Genomic DNA, 20,137 nt, shown 5'->3' with positions numbered 1-20,137 from the left:
CCCCCCTAGCTAGTAATGGAAACGCTGACGGCCTGCTCTTTTTCTGCCCTTCCACCGCTCCCGCGCAGCAGCAGCAACACATGCGCCGCAATGCCAAGTCCGCTGATCATGGCTAATAATCCAAGCGTACCGGACTGCCAATCGCCCGCCCATTGCAGCACGATATACAAGGTGGCTGTGCTGCACACATGGGCCGCAAGCGACCCCCAAAGCGAATGCGAGCCCGCGCGAACGGCACCGTAAAGCATCGCGCCCAGTGCCGCAAATGCGCCAACCGTCACATTCATAAATACCGCGCCGAACAATACGGCCTGGAGCAGAACCGTCCACAGAATCGAAAGAGATTGACTGAGTGTATGAAACAGCATGCCTCTGAACAGCCATTCCTCCAGCAAAGATCCCAGCAGCAAGCTGCCGAGCATAAAAATAATCAGGCTGCCGCCGGCGACAAAAGCGACCAGATCCGAAATGGCCGGAAACGTCGCTTTTATCCACGGAAGACGGGCAAACGCGGCAATAAACAAGCCGAGCCAGATGCCCGTCCCTGCGGACAGCAGCAGCGATCCCCTGCGCGGAGGAACAAACCCCAGATCCTTCAGTGAAATTTTTTGCCAGCGCAGCAGCGGAAGATAGACGGCAAGTACAATGATATTGGATACAATCAGTACAATGCCGGAATTGCCTTTGATCCATTCTTTCAGCACGGAATTACTGATCCCGTTGTAAAGCAATTGATTCACAAGCATTACAATCGCCGCATAAATGACCAAATATAATACGGTATTTCCCGCTATTCGTAATCCCTTCACAGAGGTGTCACCGCCTCAGAAGACAACGGCGCGGAGATCGAAGAGCGATGCTTGACCGCAAGGAATATGCCAACCGCAATCATGACGGCCGCCACAGCCATCCAGGTGGACATCATAGTAACATCCGTCGTCTCCGGCCCGTAATGCCACAGCAGATACTGACTGCCCTGACAGGCAACTTGCGCTGCGATCGGCGCCCAGATGGATTTAAACCAGACATACAAGAGCGCAAAAATAACCGCGCCTAGAAAACCATACAGCGACAGCGGAATGTCTCCGAAAAAGAACAGCGCCCCGTATAACACGCCCTGAATCACAATGGCGATCCAGACCGGGAGCACGCGTCTGAATTCATTCATCAGAATGCCTCTGAACAACGTCTCCTTGTAAATATTTCCGAGAATCAGGAAAACCAGAAATACATACCATTCCGCGCGGTTCAGGTAATCAAACAATTCGCGGAACTGATACTTGTCCGTTGCAATGGCAGGAAGTCGGGAGAATGCGACTGTAAACAGGCCGGCTCCAAGCCCGATCCATAAAGCGATGGCCACCGATTTGCCGCTCATCACGCGAAACTTAGCCGCCTTAAACAGGTTTTCCTTGAATATAAACCTCCAGGCCAGCAGCATGAGTGGCAAACCCACCATATCGTTCAAAATAATGACGGTTACCGTGTTCTGTTCAAACCACGTGCTTCTGGGGTAAAGATAATCGAAAAAAAATGTCGTCACGGTAAAAAACCATGCAAAATACAGCCCGATAACAACGGCCACGCGGGCCAGCATCATTCCCCATGCCTTCATGCGGTTAGCCCCCCTTTTGTGCTGTCGGCGGCACGTCAGCCGTCAGTGCTTGACCGGCACGTGTGCCGATGCAACCGTTGCCGGAGGAACGCCAGACATAGACGGAACCTCCAATCAACGCCGCCAGACAGAGCGCTGTAATGATATACAGCGAAACATCGCCGAGTTTGTCAAACCATTCGTAGAACCCGATGTATTTAAATAGAAAGATGGTGCCCATGGCCGTATTCTGTACCAGGATCGGTGCCCACAGCGACCCGGTGCGCAAATACAGCACCCCGTAAATCAGGCCCGAACCGATGCTGATGATTGAAAGGGCCGCGCTCGGCTGGAAGTAGGCGTAAGCCGCTGCTTGCAGCACCAAGGCCACATATACCGGCATAACCCGGCGAAGCTCCCTGAAAATGAGGCCCCTGAACAATATTTCTTCAAATGCCGGCCCAATCAAACCGGCGCCAAGAATGACGTACCAGATTGAATCCCCCCTGATCAGATCGTCAACCAGCGCGGGAATGGACGGAAATTGCCGTGCAATATCATCAATGACGATCAGGCCGATGCTGAACAAACTTCCCGCAAGACCCAGGCCGATCATGAGCAAGACGCGCGAGGCGCTCAGCCGCTTGAAGCCCGACGCGCGGAACAGATTTTTTTCCGCATGAGGCCAGATCCATCCTTTGATGCGAAAGATCAGCATGTACACAAGCGTAATCAGCGTGAACAGAACGACCATAAACATAGCCGGGTTGCGATCCAGAAACTCAGCAAAAGTCAGCGTCGCTTCGTAATGGTAAGTCGAGCGAAGCAGATAGAGCAGCGCATAAAAGACCCCAATATAAAGCGCGATATTCCCTATCACGGACAACACTTTTTTCACAGGAAAGCTCCTTTCTTTCTTCTGTCAGATGTATGCTCAAGTCTCGGGCGCAGTCCAGCTTGTCCAAAGGCTTGACCCATGCTACGCCCTCGAGACGGCACTGTCTGCTGTGGCGCGATATTGCTCGACCACGCTCGACAGAAGCTCCAGATAAGCGGAAGCCCAATCCAGCACCGACTCCTTGCCGAGGCGTCGGGCGTTGTAAGTCCACACCCCGCCAAGCTCTGGCCCTTCCGCCCCGCTTGGCGCTGCAGCGCCATCCATATACAGCACAACATCGAATCGTTCCAATAACGTCTCCCGTTCCTTGAACCCGTGCTGCGCTGCTCCTGCAAATAACGGGAACAAGACAAATCCGGCTTCGGCTTGCGGGTGCTTTCTGATTTGTCGCACGGAGTAACATTCTCCTGCGCTCGCCCGCTTGGCGGCATGCCGCAGCAGCGTATCGAAATCGCGCACCTCTGCAAAGTCGATTTCCTTCGGAGCAATCAGACCGTTATCCGTCATGGCTGGAAGCATAAGCCGACTGCTGCCGGACTCTCCTCGCCAGAAGTACAGATATGCGGCATACGCCGCGGCTTCAACCGTCACCGAGCGGGATGCTGCAAGTTCCGCAAGTCCTTTCGCAACCACCTGGTCCAGTTGGAACTGAACGCTGCCGATACGCTCCGCGGCATAGCCGCTGCTGACGCAGTCGTCTGCCACCAGCAGACCGGTCCAGCTCCAGCTCGCGAGCTCCCGATTTCTCGACTCCAAATACGCCGCAAGCGATGAGATTGTTGGATAGGTGAACAGATCCGTTACGCCGAGAGCGCCGGGATATAACGTCTCCAGCCGTTGATGCGCCCGTACCAGCAGCAGCGAGTCTCCCCCGGCATCGAAGAAGCGATAATGGATGCCGAAGTCGTCCCTTTGCAGAATTTCGCGCCATACGGCGGCAATTGCCAATTCGTTATCGCTTGTCGCTTCAACAAACGGAGTGCCGCTACCCGTCTTAAGCTCCGGCTCCGGCAGCGCCTTTCGGTCGATTTTGCCGTTTGGAGACAGGGGCATAACGGGCAGTTCCATCACGGCCAGCGGAACCATATAATCCGGCAGGCGCAATGCTGCAAAATCCCGCAACTCCTCAAGGTCCACAGGTTCGGTGCAAACGATGTACGCGCATAAATACTCGCTTCCGCTCGCGGCATCCCGCTTCATGACCACCGCTTCCGAAACCGCTGGATGACCGCGCAGCACATGCTCGATTTCCCCGCATTCGATACGCTGGCCCCTTATTTTCACCTGATGGTCGATTCGGCCCAAATATTCGATTCTTCCGTCAGGCAGCCATCTGGCAAGATCTCCTGTTCGATACATCAGACTGCCCACCGCAAATGGATTATCGACGAACTTTTCTTCCGTCAAATCGGGCCGGCCGATATAACCTCGCGCCAGGCCCACGCCGGATATGCATAGTTCCCCCGCAATGCCGACAGGCTGGAGCTTCATCGCTCCGCTCATGATATAGAGCGAAATATTGTCGATCGGCTTGCCAATCGGTACATTGATCGAAATATCGTTGATCGGAATATCGCCATCAGAGCAATCGTAAAAGGAAACGTCCACCGTCGCCTCGGTCGGGCCGTACAGGTTCACAAGTCTGGTATCGAATGGAACTCCGATCCGCTCGCGGAACCGCCGCACCTGATCCGCAGTCAGCGCTTCGCCGCTGGCGAACACATGACGCAGGCTCTCCAGCCTGGCCTCGCCGCGCAGCAAGCTCGGATGCTCCAGGAACAGGTGCAGCATGGACGGCACAAAATGCATCGTTGTTACGCCATGCCGCGCTATCGTATCCATCATAAGCGCGGGGTCTTTTTCGCCGCCTGGAGGCAGCAGGACCAGCTTGGCTCCCGCAAAGCTCCACCAGAACAGCTCCCAGACCGATACGTCGAAGGTAATCGGCGTTTTCTGCATAATGACTCCGCTTGCGTCCAGTCCGTATTGCTTCTGCATCCAGCCGATCCGGTTAACAACGGAATGATGCTCGATCATGACGCCTTTCGGCTGTCCGGTCGATCCCGAGGTATACAGCACATAGGCAAGCGAACGTGAATCATGCAGCTTCTCCACAGGGGAGTCGTCCCGTTCCTGCGCCAGCGCCTCATGAACGTCCATCAATGACGCGAACGTCTCCAGCTCTTCCGAGGCTTTGCCCAGCGTCAGGACAAGCTCGGCTCCGGAATTGTCCAGCATGTAGCGTATTCGTTCCGGCGGCAAGCCCGGCGCAACAGGCACATAAGCTCCGCCCGCCTTTAGCACGCCAAAGATTGCAATCATCATCTCCAGGCTGCGATCCATTACAACGGCCACGCGATCCTCGCGCTTGACACCTTGCCGTCTGAGTGCCTGCGCCAGCCGGTTTGACTTCCGGTTCAATTCCGCATACGTCAAAACTCCGTCCTCCGCCGCAACCGCAACGGCCTGCGGCGTTTCCACCGCTTGTCTTTCGAGGTAAACCTCCACTGTATCGCCGCCTGCATACGGCGCTGTCGTACGATTGAACTCTTTGCTCTGCTTCTCTGCCTCAGCGGCGCCCTGCAGTCCGATCCCTCCGAGCGACTGCTCCGGCTCGGCCAGTGCAAGACCGACAATACGGAAATACCATTCCGCCATTCTGCATATGCTGTCTTCTTTAAACAGCGACGTTGCATATTCGATCATCAAGGCTGCGCCTTTTGGGCCCTGATCCGCAATCTCAAACGTCAAGTCCAGCTTCGAAACGCGATGATCCGGCACTTGCGCCTCAAATTGCAAGCCGTCCACCGCCACCTGTCCGGCCTCCCTATGCTGCATGACAAACATTGTGTCAAACAGCGGATTGCGGCTCAGATCGCGCGGCACATCCAGCATCGTCACCATGTGCTCAAACGGGAGCAAGCTGTTATCCAGTGCCGCAAGCACTGTTTCTTTCAGCTGCTCGGCAAACGCTCTGAACGACAGCTCGCCAGATGGCTGGCTTCGAATCGGCAGTGTATTGACAAACATGCCGACCAGAGACTCGGTAGCGGGATGGAAGCGGCCGGCGATCGGCGTGCCGACAATCAGATCGTCTTGCCCTGTCATCAGATGCAATAACGTATGGTAAGCAGCGAGCCAGATATGGAATGGCGTAACGCCCCATTGCTCAGCCGCCGCTTCGATGCCCTCGACAAGCCCTGCCGGTATTCGCAGTTCAAGCTTGGCGCCTTCGAAGGTTTGTTCGGGCGGACGCGGATAATCGGTTGGCAGCTGCAGCACAGGAAGTGTACCCGCTAGCCGGAGTACCCAATATTGCTCTTGCTCCTCTCTTGCCACTGAAGCCATCCACTCCTGCTGCCAAACGGCGGCATCCTTATAGTGAATGGGCAGCGGCTGCAAGGAGCCGCCGCGATACAACTGCTCGAAATCGCGCGCCATCACATTCATGGACACGCCGTCAGCGACGATGTGGTGAATGTCCAGCAGCAGCGTATGCCGACTTTCGCCGTCTGTCGCAAGAAACGCCCGAATTAACGGAGCCTTCCGCAAATCAAACGGGCGGACGACTGCACGCGTAAATGTATTCAAGTCCGATGCATCCATCAAGGCAAACACGGCGAGTTCAAACGAAACCCGCTCATGGACACGCTGTACAGGCTTGCCGTCTGCCCAGTCAAAGCTGGTGCGCAGCGGTTCATGGCGGTCAATCAAGCCCTGAATCGCCTCGCGAAGCCTATTCTGATCAAGTTTTCCCGTCAGGCTCAGCGCGAGCGGCAGATTGTAGGCCGTGCTGCCCGGATAAAACTGCTGCAGCACAAACAACCTGTTCTGCGCGAGTGACAACGGGTAGTAAGGCCGACTTTCCGCCTGGGCAATAACCACGGCCGGCTTGGAGACTGCGGTGTCGATGCGGGCCGCCATTTCCCGCAGCAGCGGAGTCTCGAACACATCCTTCAATGCATATGCAGCTCCATAACGCTGCTCGATCAAGCCCGCTAGCCGTGCGGCGCGCAAGGAATGGCCGCCTAATTGAAAGAAATGGGCTTCTCTCCCGATCACCGACGGGTCGTCCGGCCCGCTTGCAGCCAGACCGAGCACCTCCTGCCACAGCTCGGACAGCCGCTGCTCCGTTGGCGTAGCAGGCGCTTCGCCGTGAGCCACCGGTTCAGCGAACCGGGGCTCCGGCAGGCGGCTGCGATCTGTTTTGCCGCTCGGATTCAGAGGTAACGCTTCCATAGCTACAAAATATGTAGGAATCATATACTCCGGCAGCAGTTCCTTAAGTGCATCCCGAAGACTCACTTCCTCCGGCTTCTCCCCGTCCACTGTCACGAGATATGCGCATAGCGCCGGCTCTCCCGCATGGTCCATCACCGCCGTCACCACGGCATCGCGAACTTCTGCCTGGCGGAGCAGCGTGTGCTCAATCTCGCCGCATTCGATGCGGAGACCACGCAGCTTGACCTGATGGTCAAAGCGTCCCAAATATTCAATATTGCCGTCCGGCAGCCACCTTGCAAGGTCCCCGGTACGGTACAGCTTCTCTCCTGCGGCAAACGGATTCGGAACAAAGCTTTGCTCTGTCAAATCCGGCCTGTTGCGATATCCGCGCGCAAGACTGGCACCTGCGATACACAGCTCGCCGAAAACACCGATTGGCTGCGGTCTCATCCGCTCGTCCACAATGTGGAGCCGGATGTTCTGGATGGGCTTGCCGATCGGAATCGCACCCGCCCCAGCGTCCGGGCAATCGTAATAGCTGACATCGACGGTCGCTTCCGTCGGGCCGTACAGATTGATGAGCCGTCCTTGGCTGCCGCCACGCTCCATCAGGCGGTAAAAACCTGCGACATGCGCGGGCTTGAGCGCTTCGCCGCTCGCAAATACGTACCGCAGGGATCTTAGCTCGCCGCCTCTGCCGCTGTCCGCCGCGTAGGGCAGGAAGACGCCCAGCATAGACGGCACAAAATGCATAACCGTAACCGCCTGCTCCTCAATCGCGCGCAGCATGACCGCTGGCTCTTTCTCCCCGCCGGGCTCCAGCAAATAAAGCGAAGCACCGGCAAAGCTCCACCAGAACAGCTCCCATACGGAAACGTCAAACGTGATCGGCGTTTTCTGCAAAATAACGTCTCGCTCATTCAACGGATAAGCCGTCTGCATCCAGTGCAGCCGGTTGATCGCAGCGCGGTGCTCCACCATAACGCCTTTGGGTTGGCCGGTGGAGCCTGATGTATAAATGACATACGCCAAATGCTCGGGGCCTGCTTGAGGCGGCAAAACCGTTTCTTCTTCGCCAAGCGGCAGCTCCGATGCGGCGGTAGTCGCAAGCGCGTCCAGATCTAGCGTTTCCCCCTGAAAGGCCGGGAGCGTATGAATCCACTTGGTCCCCGCCAGAAGCAGACTGGCCCCGCTGTCCTCCAGAATGCCGCGGATCCGCTCGGGCGGATGCTCCGGGTCGAGTGGCAAGTAGGCCCCTCCCGCCTTGAGCACCGCCATGATCGCAATCATCATGGACAGCGAGCGCTGGGCGGCAATCGGCACAATCGTCTCGACCGCAACCCCCTTGCTTCTTAGCACGGCAGCCATGCGTTCAGCGCGTTCATTAAGCTCCCCATACGTCAGCGAGCCTTCTGCCGATCGCACCGCCGGGAGGTCCGGCCACCGCCGCGCGGACTCGGCGAACCATTCGTGAATCGTCTTCTCCATCGGGTACGGAGATCCCGTATTATTCCATGCCGCAATGGCAGCTTCTTCGGCAGGTGTCGTCATTTCAACGTCGCCACAGATCAGGTCGGGGCTGGCAGCCGTTTGCTCTAAAATGTAAAGCAGCCGCGCCGCCAAGCGCTCCATCGTACCTTTATCGAACAATCCCGTATTATACTCCAGCACCGCCCGCAGATCGCCTTCGCCATCGCTGTACAGATCGAGCTTGAAGTCCAGCTTGGAGGTTCCGTGGCTGACAGGCAGAGGCTCCATGCTCCAGCCGTTGCCGCGCACCGCCAGTTTCTCGTCATCAAACTGGTTGTGAAGAATCAGCATCGTATCGAACAGCGGATTGCGCGAAGGGTCATGCGGATACGGGGTCGCTTCCATCATGTGCTCGAAGCTGACATCGCCATGCTCGTATGCGGCAAGCAGACGCCGATGGGTCTCATCCACAAACGCCAAGATCGGCAGCTCGTCCGCCACCTGCATCCGAATCGGCAGAAACTGGTTGAACATGCCGATCATCCGGGCCGTGTCCGGATGCGTCCGGCCTGCCGCCAAAGCACCGATTGCAAATTCCGACTGATGCGTCGTTCCCTTGAGCAGCAGCGCGTAAGCCGCAAAAAGCAGGCTGTTCAAGCTAGCTCCGGCGCTTGCTGCTGTTTCTTTCATCCGTGCGACGAGTGCCGACGGAATATTGAAGGTATACGTATCGCCTGCAAATGTCTGACGGTCGCCGCGCGCCCGATCCAGTGGCATATCGAGCGGCGCCGAAGATTCAGCAAGCTGCTCCGTCCAAAACGCCTGACTTGCCCTCGCCCGCTCTGAGCCGGACTGTCGCTCTTGCCAAACAGCATAATCCTTGTAATGCAGAGCCAGAGGCGCAAGTTCTGCCCCGTCGACCAAATCGGCCAGCTCCTCCAGCAGCAGCTTAACGGATATGCCGTCCGCCGCGATGTGATGGATGTTGAGCAGCAGATAAGCCTCAGCTCCTTCCGATTCGGGCCGGCAATAACATGCAGCGAGCCGCGGCACGGAGCCAAGATTGAGCGGCCGGAAAAACGGTCTCAAGCATTCCGGCAGCGGCGTCTCTGCGAGCTCCGCCGTTTGCAGAACAAAGTCGGCCGACTCGTGCACGATCTGGGCCGCAGCACCGTCGATCCAGTGATAGGAGGTCCGCAGCGGCTCATGCCGTTCGATCAACTTCCGAAGCGCTTGTCCAAATCCGGTTTCATTAACCGTACCCGTCAATTTAAGCGCAAGCGGAATATGGTAGGACAGTCCGATATCAGCTATGTTTTCCGCCAAAAACATGCGCCGCTGCGGCGGACTCAGCGGATAGGATGCGGCTTGTGGCGCGGCCGTAACAGGTTCGTACGCTTCCTTGGCTGCCCCGTCGATCCAGGCCGCCTGCTCTCTGACCGTCGGCAGCTTGAAAATTTCCTGAAGCGGCATGCGCACCCGGCAATGCTTGTAGATGGCCGAGGTCAATGCGGCCGCTTTCAAGGAATGACCACCATGCTCAAAGAAGTGGTCAACCGCGCCAACCTTTCCTGCATGAAGCACTTCTTGCCACAATCCGGCAACAAGGACCTCCGTGTCAGTGGCGGGCGCTTCATAGGGGGCCGTGCGCTCCGGCACAGGAAGACGTTTTATGTCCACCTTGCCGTTCGCGTTCAGCGGAAGCTTATCCAACGGCACAAACGCGGCGGGAATCATAAATGCCGGCAGCTTTCCAGTCAGTTGGCTCCGAACGCTTGCCTGCTCTTCTGTTTGCTCCGCAACGATATAAGCGCATAAATAAGGCGCGCCGTCATTCTCGATCAGCGCCACAAACACTTCCTTGACGCCCGCACAATCCAGCAGCCTGCTTTCGATCTCACTCAATTCAATCCGGTAACCCCTCAGCTTGACCTGGCTGTCGATTCGGTCCAGAAACTCCAAATTTCCGTCAGGCAAGCGGCGAACCAGATCCCCGGTGCCGTACACGGTTTCACCTTCCCGGAATGGATGCGGCCGAAATTTTGAAGCGGTCTGCTCCGGCAAATTCACATAACCGGATGCGACACCGTCGCCCGCAATCCACAGCTCGCCTGGCACCCAATCCGGCTGCAATCGGCCCTGCTCATTCAGCACCAGCGTTTCTGAACGTGCGATTGGCGCACCGATCGGCACGGTGGCCGTCCCTTGTCCATCCCATGTTTCAGTAATCGGATAACAGGTAGCAAACACCGTTGTTTCCGTAGGGCCATAGACATGCAGCAGCACACCCGGTCCAAGCGGGCGCAGCGCTTTGCGGATATGCGGCACGGAAGCCCGCTCTCCGCCAAATAAAATATGACGCAGGCCGCGCAGCGACTCCAGCCCATGATCGACCAGCGTATTGAACAGCGCTGTTGTCACAAAGAACACGGTAATGCCGCTGTCCTTGATCAGCTCCGTCAGCCGCATAACGTCGGCAACCTCTTCCTCGCCAACCAGCGTCAGCTTCGCGCCGTTCAACAGCGCACCGTACAAATCGAAGGATGAACCGTCAAAGGCGTAGTTGGAAAGCTGCAACAGCGCATCGTTTTCCGAAATGCTTATATAATCGGTATGGTAGGCAATCCGGGACACATTACGATGCGTGGTCAGAATCCCTTTCGGCTTGCCCGTCGAGCCGGAGGTATACATGATATATGCGAGATCATCCCCAGCGCCATCGATGTCCAGATCATGCCCGGACCCGCCAGCCCATTTCGTATCCAGTTCTTCCATGTCGACGACATCGATGCTGTCACCGGCAAGCCGGGCACCCATCTCCATCGTCGCGGCTGCAGCCACGATGACCTGCGCTTCCGTATCCCGGAGCATAAACAAAATCCGCTCTTCGGGATATTGCGGGTCAATCGGGACATAAACGGCTCCCGATTTCAGCACAGCCAATATCGCCGCAATCATATCGGGCGAGCGACGCAACAATAACGCCACCTTCGCCCCCGGCGCAACGCCGCACCGTGCAAGCACGCGCGCGAACCGGTTGGCACGTTCGTTCAGCTCGCTGTAGGTATACGTCCGCTCGCCCATTTCAACGGCAATCTGCTGCGGTGTTTCCGCCGCTTGCCGCTCAAACAGCCTGTGCAGCGACAGCTCCTGCGGCTGCTCGGCGAATGAACGGCCAAGCCGGAGCAGACGATCCCGTTCCTGCGCATTGACGGGATCAAGCTCGCCAAGCGCTGCATGCGGCTGCGCGGCGACGGCCCGGGCCAACGCTACATAATGCCGGGCCCATTGCGCAGCGGCCCGCTCATCGTACAAATCCAGCGCATACTCCAGCGTAAATGTGATACTAACGCCGTTATCCACGCACTCCCAAGTCAGGTCGAACTTGGCCGAGCCGCTGTCCATCGCTTGGGGCGTATAAACAACATCTTTGCTCTTCCATTCGGGCAGCTCCATATTTTGCAGCGTAAACACCGAATCGAACAGCGGATTCCGCCCATATGCCCGCTCAACATTCGCCAGCTCGGCTATTTCTTCATAAGGCACATCCCCGTTGCCTATGGCGGTCAGCGCCTCCCCGTGGACCTGCTTCAGCCATTGATCGAAGCGCAAGCCGCTTTGCCCGCGCAGGCGGATCGGAACCATGTTAACGAACATCCCGACTACGCCTTGCAGCTCCGGCCGCATCCGTCTCGCGGCTGCCGTGCCGATAACGATGTCGGATTCGCCCGTATATTTCGCAAGCAGCGCATAATAAATGGATAGCAGGACGGTGTATAACGTTACGCCCTCGCGTCTTGCCAACGCCCGCAGCGATCCGGCAAGCTCCGGCTCCAGCTCAAAGCGCTCCATTGCCCCGCGATAGCTCGGCGTCTGCGGTCTTGAACGGGGGGACGGAAGCGCCGGAGACGGCACACCATCCCGAAAGATTTCGCGCCAATAAACCTTCTGGCCCGCAAGCCAGCCCCCATTTCGGTCCGCTTCCTCCCACAGCGCGATATCCCCACTATGTATGGACAACGGCTCAGGTAGGTTCCCTTCGTAAAACCTCGTAAGATCGGACATCAAAATGCCCATCGACGTTCCGTCCGTCATGATATGATGCATATCCAGCAGCAGTACGCTTGACTCGTGCTCCAGGCGCACAAGCTCCATGCGCAGCAGCGGCCCTTTCTCCAGAGGAAACGGCTGCAGGAAGCTGCGCTGACGCAGCGCCAGGTCATGCGCCGACCAGCTGCTTCCGTCAACGACCGCAAGCGGCAACTCGATCGCCTGCTCGATGCGCTGCATCACATGCCCTTCTTCCATATAAAAGGACGATCGCAGCGCCGGATGCCGCTCTATTAGTGCCCGCCATGCTGCGCGGAATCGTTCGATATCGAGCGGGCCCTTCACCTGAACCGCAAACGGCAGATGGTAATTGAGCAGCCCCGGATTCAGCTGCTCCAAAATGAACAGCCGCTTTTGCGCCGAGGTCGCAGGATAAACCGTCCGCTCTTCTGCTTTAACCACCGGTGGAGGAGCGCCTGTGGCAGTACCCATGCTCTCCTGTGCCCTTTGCTCCAGTAAAACGGCCAGCGAGCTCACCGTATCATGCAAAAACAGCTCGGTAAGCGTAAGTCGGGCGCCAAACGCCTCTTGCAGCCTGGCGGCTGCATCAGCCGCCTTGAGCGAGTTGCCACCTTGCTCGAGAAAGCTGTCATTTCGGCCTATGGCATCCTTTTTCAACACCTCACGCCAGACGGACACGATCCGTTCTTCCGCTTCCGTGAGCGGCTCCAAGCTGGCATCCCCACGGAAGACATCGCCGCCTTCCGCATCATAGAGCTCGAGCGTGGTCGCCGCTTCCAGCTCTTTCAACTCGGCAAGCGCTTCTGCAAACTCTCCTGCGCGCAGCGCTTCCGCCAATACGTAGCGTTGAATTTTGCCGGAGGTCGTTTTCGGAATGCGCCGAACAGGGACAACAAAAGCAACGTCCAGACCGGCCGATCCGTTCAGCCGTTTTTTCACCTCGGTCATCAGCGGTACAAATCCGCTGATCTTGCCGCGATGTTGAATAAAAACAGCCATCGCATCCCGTTTGGTCATGTCATCCTGAACGGCAGCAATCGCCGTTTTCCCGATTTCGGCCCCTTTCAGGCTGCTGATCAATGCCTCCAGGTCATGCGGATACACATTTTGCCCATTGACGAATATGACGTCCTTCATGCGACCGGTCACATATAAACGTCCTTCCAGCAAGAAACCCAAATCTCCCGTATTCAGCCAGCCTTCCGGGGTAATCGTTTGCTTGTTTACATCAGGTCGCTTATAGTAGCCACTTGTAACGTTGCGGCCTCTAATATGAAGCAAGCCTATACTGCCTGCAGCCGTTGGTTTTCCCGCTTCGTCGCAAATGCGCACCTCGCACTCTTGTACGGGGAAACCCAGTTCGACGATCTCGATCGCAGTATGGTCCCCGTGTGCAGCCATTCGTACAGGCTGTCCGACAGCGAGTGATTGCCGCTCAAGCAGAGCGGTATTCAGGTAGTCTTCCGTCCCAGGGAACGTCACGGCCAAACTCGCTTCCGCAAGCCCGTATACCGGAAAAATGCAATTCCCCTTTAACCCGTACGGCTTCATAGCCTCCAGAAAATCGCGGCAATGGGCAGCCGATATCGGTTCGGCCCCGTTAAATATCAGCCTGACGCAAGACAAATCCCATGCGGCCGCTCCTTCCGGCTTCCAATGCTGCAGAAAATGCACATAACCGAAATTCGGCGAAGAGAGGCATGTCACCCGATGCTTATGCGTAAGCACCAGCCATTTCATCGGATGAAGCACAAACGTCGAGGTCGGCAAGTGCAGCTGATTCATGCCGCAAAATAGCGGAGAAAGATGAAAGCCGATGAGCCCCATATCATGCGTCAGCGGCAGCCAGCTTAGGGAAGAATCCCGCTCCGTCGACTGTGCTCCATGGATAATGGCTCGCATGTTCGACAGAAGATTGCCGTGCGTCAGCACGACCCCCTTCGGGTCTCCGGTAGAGCCCGATGTAAACTGGATGAATGCGGTGTCCGTCTCGGCTGCGTCATAAGGCTCCGCCTCGGGCCTGTTAGTATCCACAGCCGCCGCAAGCACCTCCGCAATCGGCACGCTGCCAGACTCAAGCCCGGCCAGCGCCTCCGCTTCTCCGTGCTTCAAAGCGTAGCCTTGAATTCCCGGCCAAAGCTCCTCATCGCATAAAAATCTAAGCGCTTCCAACTGCTTGCATACCTCGATCAGCTTTTTGCGTCCTTCGTCCGTACGCGCCGCGGTCACAGGTACGGGGACAATGCCGCCGAGCACACAAGCCCAGAACAGGAGGATAAACCGTTCATTATCTTCCGTCTGCAAGACGGCAAAGTCGCCTGGCTCAAGGCCCTGCTCGCGCAGCAGATGGAGCGCTCTTCCGGCCAATGTTAGTAATTGGCCGTACGACAAGTGGCGTTCCTGACCGCTTTCGCAAAATAAAATTCCCGCATCGTTTTCCTTGCGCTCCAGCAATACGCCGGATAAATTACGGATGGTTCTCATCGTCGCCAGCCCCCGTTCTGTGTTTGATCACAACGTTGTGGAATGCAGTTCTTGATAATCCTCCGTTACGATGCGATTAAGCTCGTCCAAAATGACAACATGCGGACGATACGTTCGGGCTACCGATTCCTCCATCATCGCGTAAGAAATAATAATGACGCGGTCGCCCGGCTGCACCTGTCTCGCAGCGGCACCGTTCAAGCACACCATACCCGAGCCTCTTGGGCCGGTTATGACATAGGTCTCCAGCCTGGCTCCGTTATTTATATTGACAACCTGCACTTTTTCGTTCTCCAGGATGTTGGATGCATCCAAAATATCCTGATCGATGGTTATGCTTCCTACATAATTCAAATTGGCCTCCGTCACGACAGCATGGTGAATTTTGGACTTATGCATCTCTCTAAACATGAATACACTCTCCTTGTGGGGTGGTGTTTGGAAAAATAAGACTTAGCTAACTTCTTAAAAACGAACGCTATTTTGCAAATATTCTTTTTAAGGAACATCCAGAAACAAACCTGCATTGTTTCTCTGACTTAACGAAAAGACCAGGCTGGTGCAACAAGACGTTCCAAAAAGAAACTGTGCGGCAAACTCTTGCCACTGTGGCTGTTTGTGCAAAACAAGCAAGTTCATGCTTATGCGTGGGATCAAGGTGAATAGGCAATTTCATGTGATTGTGAGGGGGCTTGTTGACTGGCAAGCTCATACTTTTTTGTGTGGAATCTTGCTGGCAGTAAGCTCATGCTGTTGAACGAGCTCATGCTGATCAGGCAGGTGTAGGCTATCGTGCGGGTTCCAGTAGATCGATAATCCTGGCAGTAGAAACTAAAAACGTGGCTTGTACATAGCAGCAGCTCATCATTCTAGGCAGTTCATTGCTGCAAAGAGGGAAATTGGTGTGTATTAAGGTGTAGCGGTAATGAATTAAAGTGTTACAGTAAAAAAATATAATTCTCATAAATTAGGGAATTTCTTGTAACCTACCCTTATAGTAGTGCTAAACTTTTGCCTGCGATAGGGAGATAAACTTACAATACAGGGGGAAATTTTCTTTACTTTTTTGATCAGTACTACCAGAGATTGAGAGCTCTGCGCAAAAAAACACTTCCGTTCTTGCTTGAAAACAGCAGCTTAACATACAAAAACATATTAAAAATCGTAACTTTACAGCGGATGGATTGGCGGCAATAGTGGAGCGCTTTTTTGCGATCGTGACGGTTTAAATAGCTGAGTGTATAATATTTGCTTGCGATGCCGATGTCGATATAATAGAGTTGTTTCGCTTTTTTGCTGACGGAATCGGACTGAGAGACTAATTCCCGTATGTGCTCGCGGACCTGGATAGATTTGAAGCTAAGCTCCTCGATTCTTATATATATTTCCTTGTTGAGATGAATCGTATCTGGATCAAGCTGCCAGCGGTCGCAGAATAAGTAGAGGCTATCGGGAGATTCCCGGTAGACGGCATGAGGTTTGGTTTGCAGTGCAATTCTGTATTTGTCGAAAAAGCGGAGCAGATAGGTTGTATCTTCACCCAGATAAAAATGCTCATTGATCAAGCCGACTTCATCCAACAGCTCCCGCCGGAATACCATCGTATTCAGTTGAAAAAAATTGCGTGTATGAGACAAAAACGCCTCGAACAATCCTTTTTCGAATATGATCGTTTCTCCGTCATTCCATGTTTCGAACGTTGTTCGCATCGAATGCAGCAAATGTCGCTCCACCTTGTTCTCGAAGTTGTAGGAAGTCATATCGCCGTGCTGTTCCACCCACAGCGCAAAGCTGATAGCTGCTTTTGTCAGCGCAAGTGTGCTCACGCTGTCGGTCAAATGGCAAGGATACCATTCGTCATCGGAATCAAGAAACGCCAAATATTCGCCTCGCGCCGCCAGCATCCCCGTGTTTCGCGCGCCGCCCGGCCCTTTTTCCCGTTCGTTGCACACATAGCGAATTCGCGCATCCCTACTCGCCCACTCGCGGATTGCCTCTTTCGTATGATCCGTGCTTCGGTCATCAACGACGATCAGCTCCCAGTTGCCGTAAGACTGGCTCAAGATGGACTCGATCGCGCCGGAAATGATGTGCGCCCGATTATACGTAGGCATCACAATGCTTATCAACGGCTCCATTCGTTTCACTCCCATCGTTACAAAATATATGCCCTTAAAACATCGTCAGTGTAAATGGGGAATGGGGAAGCCGTCAAGTCCAAACAGCATACGGTGGTTTATGCATGAGCCGCTTGTGAGTTGAATTGGAATCTATCGCAACTCGGAGTCATCCAGCAACAAAGTGGCGTCCGGGCTGAGTCCATGCTCACGCAGCAGCATTTTAAGATATTCGCCGATAAGTTTTTTTTGCTGTTATTTCCTCCCGAAAATAGATGTTTGTTTGATTGCTCACATTCTATCGGAAGTCCGTTGCAAGTAAGTTACAAAAAAATTCGCAAAAATCGACTGTGTATCTGCTATGCTAGGATCAAAGTTTTACGAACTAGAACACACACAATATTAATTCTCCTAGGTACAATATTGGCCGCTGTAGTAATTGAATGTTACCTACCTATCTCATACTTCAGATTTGGACGAATATCTTTTTCTCGTTAATTCGTCTATACTCCCCAGAGACATTTTCAGCATGCTGCCTCCGTCCTGAGACGGAGACGAAAACCGTTCTGCCGTCCCTCCCTCCTAGTCATAGCAATAAGTTATCTTTATATTGCGCCGGTTGATATACCGTTAAGTATACTCAGGCATCCTCATTTACCAGTCAAAGAATACATACTCTCTCTTGATTTAGACACGCAGCAGCAAAAACATATTTCGAACTGAAAGGGGAAAAATGATGAAGCTGATTTATCAATTAGAGCATGTGGATAAAACATACAAAAAAGGAAAGGTTGTCGCCAATCAAAACATAAGTTTCGACGTTCAGCAAGGGGAAATTCTCGGTTTGCTTGGTCCGAATGGAGCAGGCAAATCCACGCTAATCAAGCAAATGGTAGGTCATCTTGCTCCCACCTCAGGTACGGTACGCTACAAAGGAACCAGCGTACAGACACAAACCAAGCGAGTTGCCCAAGAGGTGGCCTACTACTCACAAGAGCCTCACGCCCTGACCAGTTTAAAAACCTGGGAAGCCTTGTATTTTACAGGAAGATTGCGGGGATTGACAAAGCAGTCCTCCATAGAGCAATCAGAGGAATTGTTGGAACGCTTTGGAATGCAGGACCTCCGTCATAAGCTGCTCAAAAACGTTTCCGGCGGACAGAAGCGTTTAATCGGGATTGGTACATGTTTGATCGGCTTTTCCCCCGTCATGATCCTGGATGAACCGACCAATGAACTGGACCCTAAAAAGAGAAGGCTCGTATGGGATCTGATTCAGGAACGCAATCGCCAAGGAGTAACCGTAATCTTGGTGACACATAACGTGCTGGAGGCCGAACAGGTCGTGGACAGAGTAGCAGTTGTAAATCACGGCAAGCTATTGGCCATCGATCATGTCACTGTCTTAAAACAAAGGGTCGATCAGCGGATGAAACTGGAAATTACGACTTCCTTAGGCGAAAGCGATTATGTTTGCGAAAGCTTAAGCGCGCTGGGACAGTGGACCAAAATAGGAGAAAACCGAATCCGGGCACTGATTGAGAAGCAAAACGCCAGCTACGCGATTGACTGCCTAACCAACCAGCATTTGCCGATTGAAGAATATTCGCTGGTCCCTCCGAATCTTGAAGATGTTTATTTTCATATCGATGACGAACAGGATAAACCTGTCACAGCGGAGGTGGTCTAAACATGGAAAAGGCAAAACCATCCATGCAAAGCCATGACTTGCAGCTGCAAGAAGCGGTCTTTCTCCAAGGGCACCAGGAGCAGAGTATCATCCAACGCAGAATTACGGAATGGCTGATCCTGGCCCGTATTCAATTCACGATTATCCGCGAGGCGTGGGTTTGGATATTCATCATGGCATGCATGTTTCCGTTAACAACGCTGTTGTTTCTCAAATTTTTCACGGTTGACCCAACGCCAGCCGTCATGACACGTATTATTACAGGGAATATGCTCTTCGGCTTAATCGTTATGGGACTTAATTCCATGGCCCAGGAGATATCTTGGCAGAAGCATCAAGGCCACTTCACGTACTATTCGTCCCTGCCGATTGCCAAGGTAAACTTCATCTTCGCCAATCTGCTGCGCGGCTTGATCATGAGCGTACCGTCTTTTATTATCCTGGCCCTGATTGGTCAGCTTGCTTACGGCATTCAATTCCACTACAGTTGGGGACTTGTCCCTGTATTGCTGCTCACCGTTTTTAGCGTGGTTGGCGCGGGTGTACTGATCGGCTTCTGGTCTCCTAGCCATCAACTGACAAATATGCTCGTCCAGGCGTTGATGATGTTCATCTCGTTTTTGACACCAGTCATGGTGGATATGAATCAATTGCCTGGAATCCTGCAATGGTTCTCTTATATCTTTCCAACCACTTACGCCGCTGAAGCCATGCGGGAGGTACTGATATCGGGCTGGTCCGGCTCTGTCGCCTGGAACACGCTTATACTCTTGTTTTTCTCGCTGTTGTCCATCATATTGATCTTGAAAAAGGTAGATTGGCGTGTTGAGAAGTAGAGAAAAGCGCAGTTCATTTTTTCCGAAAAAAAACGAGAAAACAGGCAGCCGATAGTATCGGCTGCCTGTTTCCTACTAGTTATTGCGGTATAGTGTCATGGATGGTCTGCATTACACTACAAATCTCTCAATTGCAACAGCAACACCATCATGATCATTTGAATCGGTTACGTGGGCTGCACAATTCTTCAGTTCGATTATCGCATTTTCCATTGCAACTGGAACTCCCGACATATGAAACAGGCCTAAATCGTTAAAGTCATCCCCGAATACCATTAAATTTTCTGATCTTACTCCGATATCGCTTAACACCCATTGCACGGCTTTTTCCTTTGAGGCTGATTTATGCATGATTTGGACCAATACTCCTCCATCGGTTGCGATTACGTTCACATGATCACCGAATTGCTCGCATATATCCCCCCATGTGCTGCAACCTAGAACCAATATTTTGGTCGGGGAAAGCAAACTTATATAATCTTTATCAACAACCTGGGGTTTCGGGTCATTCGAGCGGATACCTAATTGAGCACATTGTGAATCGGGAACTGGTCTACACGTATACCATGAATCATGAACCTCGTATGAGATTATCGAATGAGGTACTCGTAACTCGATGAATTTATGAATCTGTTGGCTAATCTCCATAGGGATACTAATGTGCCGCTCATTTTGCTTAGATTTGCAAGTAGCTAAAGCACCGTTGTAATAAACCATGTAGTCTACAAAAGGGAACACCTTCAAAAATTGATT

Annotated in this window: 9 protein-coding genes; 2 read left to right on the top strand and 7 right to left on the bottom strand. The window is 53.9% G+C overall.

All coding sequences use genetic code 11. From position 1 onward, the window contains the following. Positions 1-5: 5 nt before the first annotated feature. The 6 genes from M2277_RS07995 to M2277_RS07970 form a co-directional block, all read right to left on the bottom strand. A complete protein-coding gene (locus tag M2277_RS07995; RefSeq protein ID WP_063479651.1) occupies positions 6-809 on the bottom strand; it encodes a CPBP family intramembrane glutamic endopeptidase in 804 nt (267 codons plus the stop codon). After that, on the bottom strand, positions 806-1,615 hold the full coding sequence (locus M2277_RS07990; RefSeq protein WP_280754545.1) for a CPBP family intramembrane glutamic endopeptidase: 810 nt from the start codon (positions 1,613-1,615) through the stop codon (positions 806-808). Before M2277_RS07990 ends, M2277_RS07995 begins: the two co-directional genes overlap by 4 nt. 4 nt (positions 1,616-1,619) lie before the next feature. Continuing rightward, entirely contained in the window at positions 1,620-2,492 is an 873-nt protein-coding gene (locus M2277_RS07985; RefSeq protein WP_280754544.1) for a CPBP family intramembrane glutamic endopeptidase, read from the bottom strand. Positions 2,493-2,573: 81 nt separating this feature from the next. Continuing rightward, positions 2,574-14,741, bottom strand: a complete 12,168-nt coding sequence (locus M2277_RS07980; RefSeq protein ID WP_280754543.1) for a non-ribosomal peptide synthetase — start codon at positions 14,739-14,741, stop codon at positions 2,574-2,576. Between the two features lie 27 nt (positions 14,742-14,768). Beyond that, positions 14,769-15,152, bottom strand: a complete 384-nt coding sequence (panD, locus tag M2277_RS07975) for an aspartate 1-decarboxylase (protein WP_063479655.1) — start codon at positions 15,150-15,152, stop codon at positions 14,769-14,771. Between the two features lie 665 nt (positions 15,153-15,817). Next, positions 15,818-16,879, bottom strand: a complete 1,062-nt coding sequence (locus M2277_RS07970) for a glycosyltransferase family 2 protein (protein ID WP_280754542.1) — start codon at positions 16,877-16,879, stop codon at positions 15,818-15,820. 712 nt (positions 16,880-17,591) lie between these two features. Here M2277_RS07970 and M2277_RS07965 point away from each other — a divergent pair. Together M2277_RS07965 and M2277_RS07960 are read left to right on the top strand one after the other, a co-directional pair. Next, positions 17,592-18,548: an ABC transporter ATP-binding protein gene (locus tag M2277_RS07965; protein WP_179087322.1), complete on the top strand. Its 957-nt coding sequence runs from the start codon at positions 17,592-17,594 to the stop codon at positions 18,546-18,548. Positions 18,549-18,550: 2 nt separating this feature from the next. Continuing rightward, positions 18,551-19,384: an ABC transporter permease gene (locus M2277_RS07960; RefSeq protein WP_036638948.1), complete on the top strand. Its 834-nt coding sequence runs from the start codon at positions 18,551-18,553 to the stop codon at positions 19,382-19,384. Positions 19,385-19,495: 111 nt separating this feature from the next. On the opposite strand, the gene M2277_RS07955 is transcribed toward M2277_RS07960, so the two are convergent. Next, the gene (locus tag M2277_RS07955) at positions 19,496-20,128 is read right to left on the bottom strand and encodes an HAD hydrolase family protein (protein ID WP_280754541.1); all 633 of its coding nucleotides are present in this window, start codon (positions 20,126-20,128) and stop codon (positions 19,496-19,498) included. Positions 20,129-20,137: the final 9 nt, after the last annotated feature.

The sequence above is a fragment of the Paenibacillus sp. LBL genome, assembly GCF_029893715.1.
In the GTDB taxonomy this organism is placed as follows: domain Bacteria; phylum Bacillota; class Bacilli; order Paenibacillales; family Paenibacillaceae; genus Paenibacillus_AQ; species Paenibacillus_AQ glucanolyticus.
This window is presented reverse-complemented; position numbering and strand designations above follow the sequence as displayed.

Coding starts and splice junctions, on each gene's coding strand:
- M2277_RS07970 (WP_280754542.1), bottom strand. CDS start 16,879: ATGGAGCCGTTGATAAGCATTGTGATGCCTACGTATAATCGGGCGCAC.
- M2277_RS07965 (WP_179087322.1), top strand. CDS start 17,592: ATGATGAAGCTGATTTATCAATTAGAGCATGTGGATAAAACATACAAA.
- M2277_RS07960 (WP_036638948.1), top strand. CDS start 18,551: ATGGAAAAGGCAAAACCATCCATGCAAAGCCATGACTTGCAGCTGCAA.
- panD (WP_063479655.1), bottom strand. CDS start 15,152: ATGTTTAGAGAGATGCATAAGTCCAAAATTCACCATGCTGTCGTGACG.
- M2277_RS07980 (WP_280754543.1), bottom strand. CDS start 14,741: ATGAGAACCATCCGTAATTTATCCGGCGTATTGCTGGAGCGCAAGGAA.
- M2277_RS07990 (WP_280754545.1), bottom strand. CDS start 1,615: ATGAAGGCATGGGGAATGATGCTGGCCCGCGTGGCCGTTGTTATCGGG.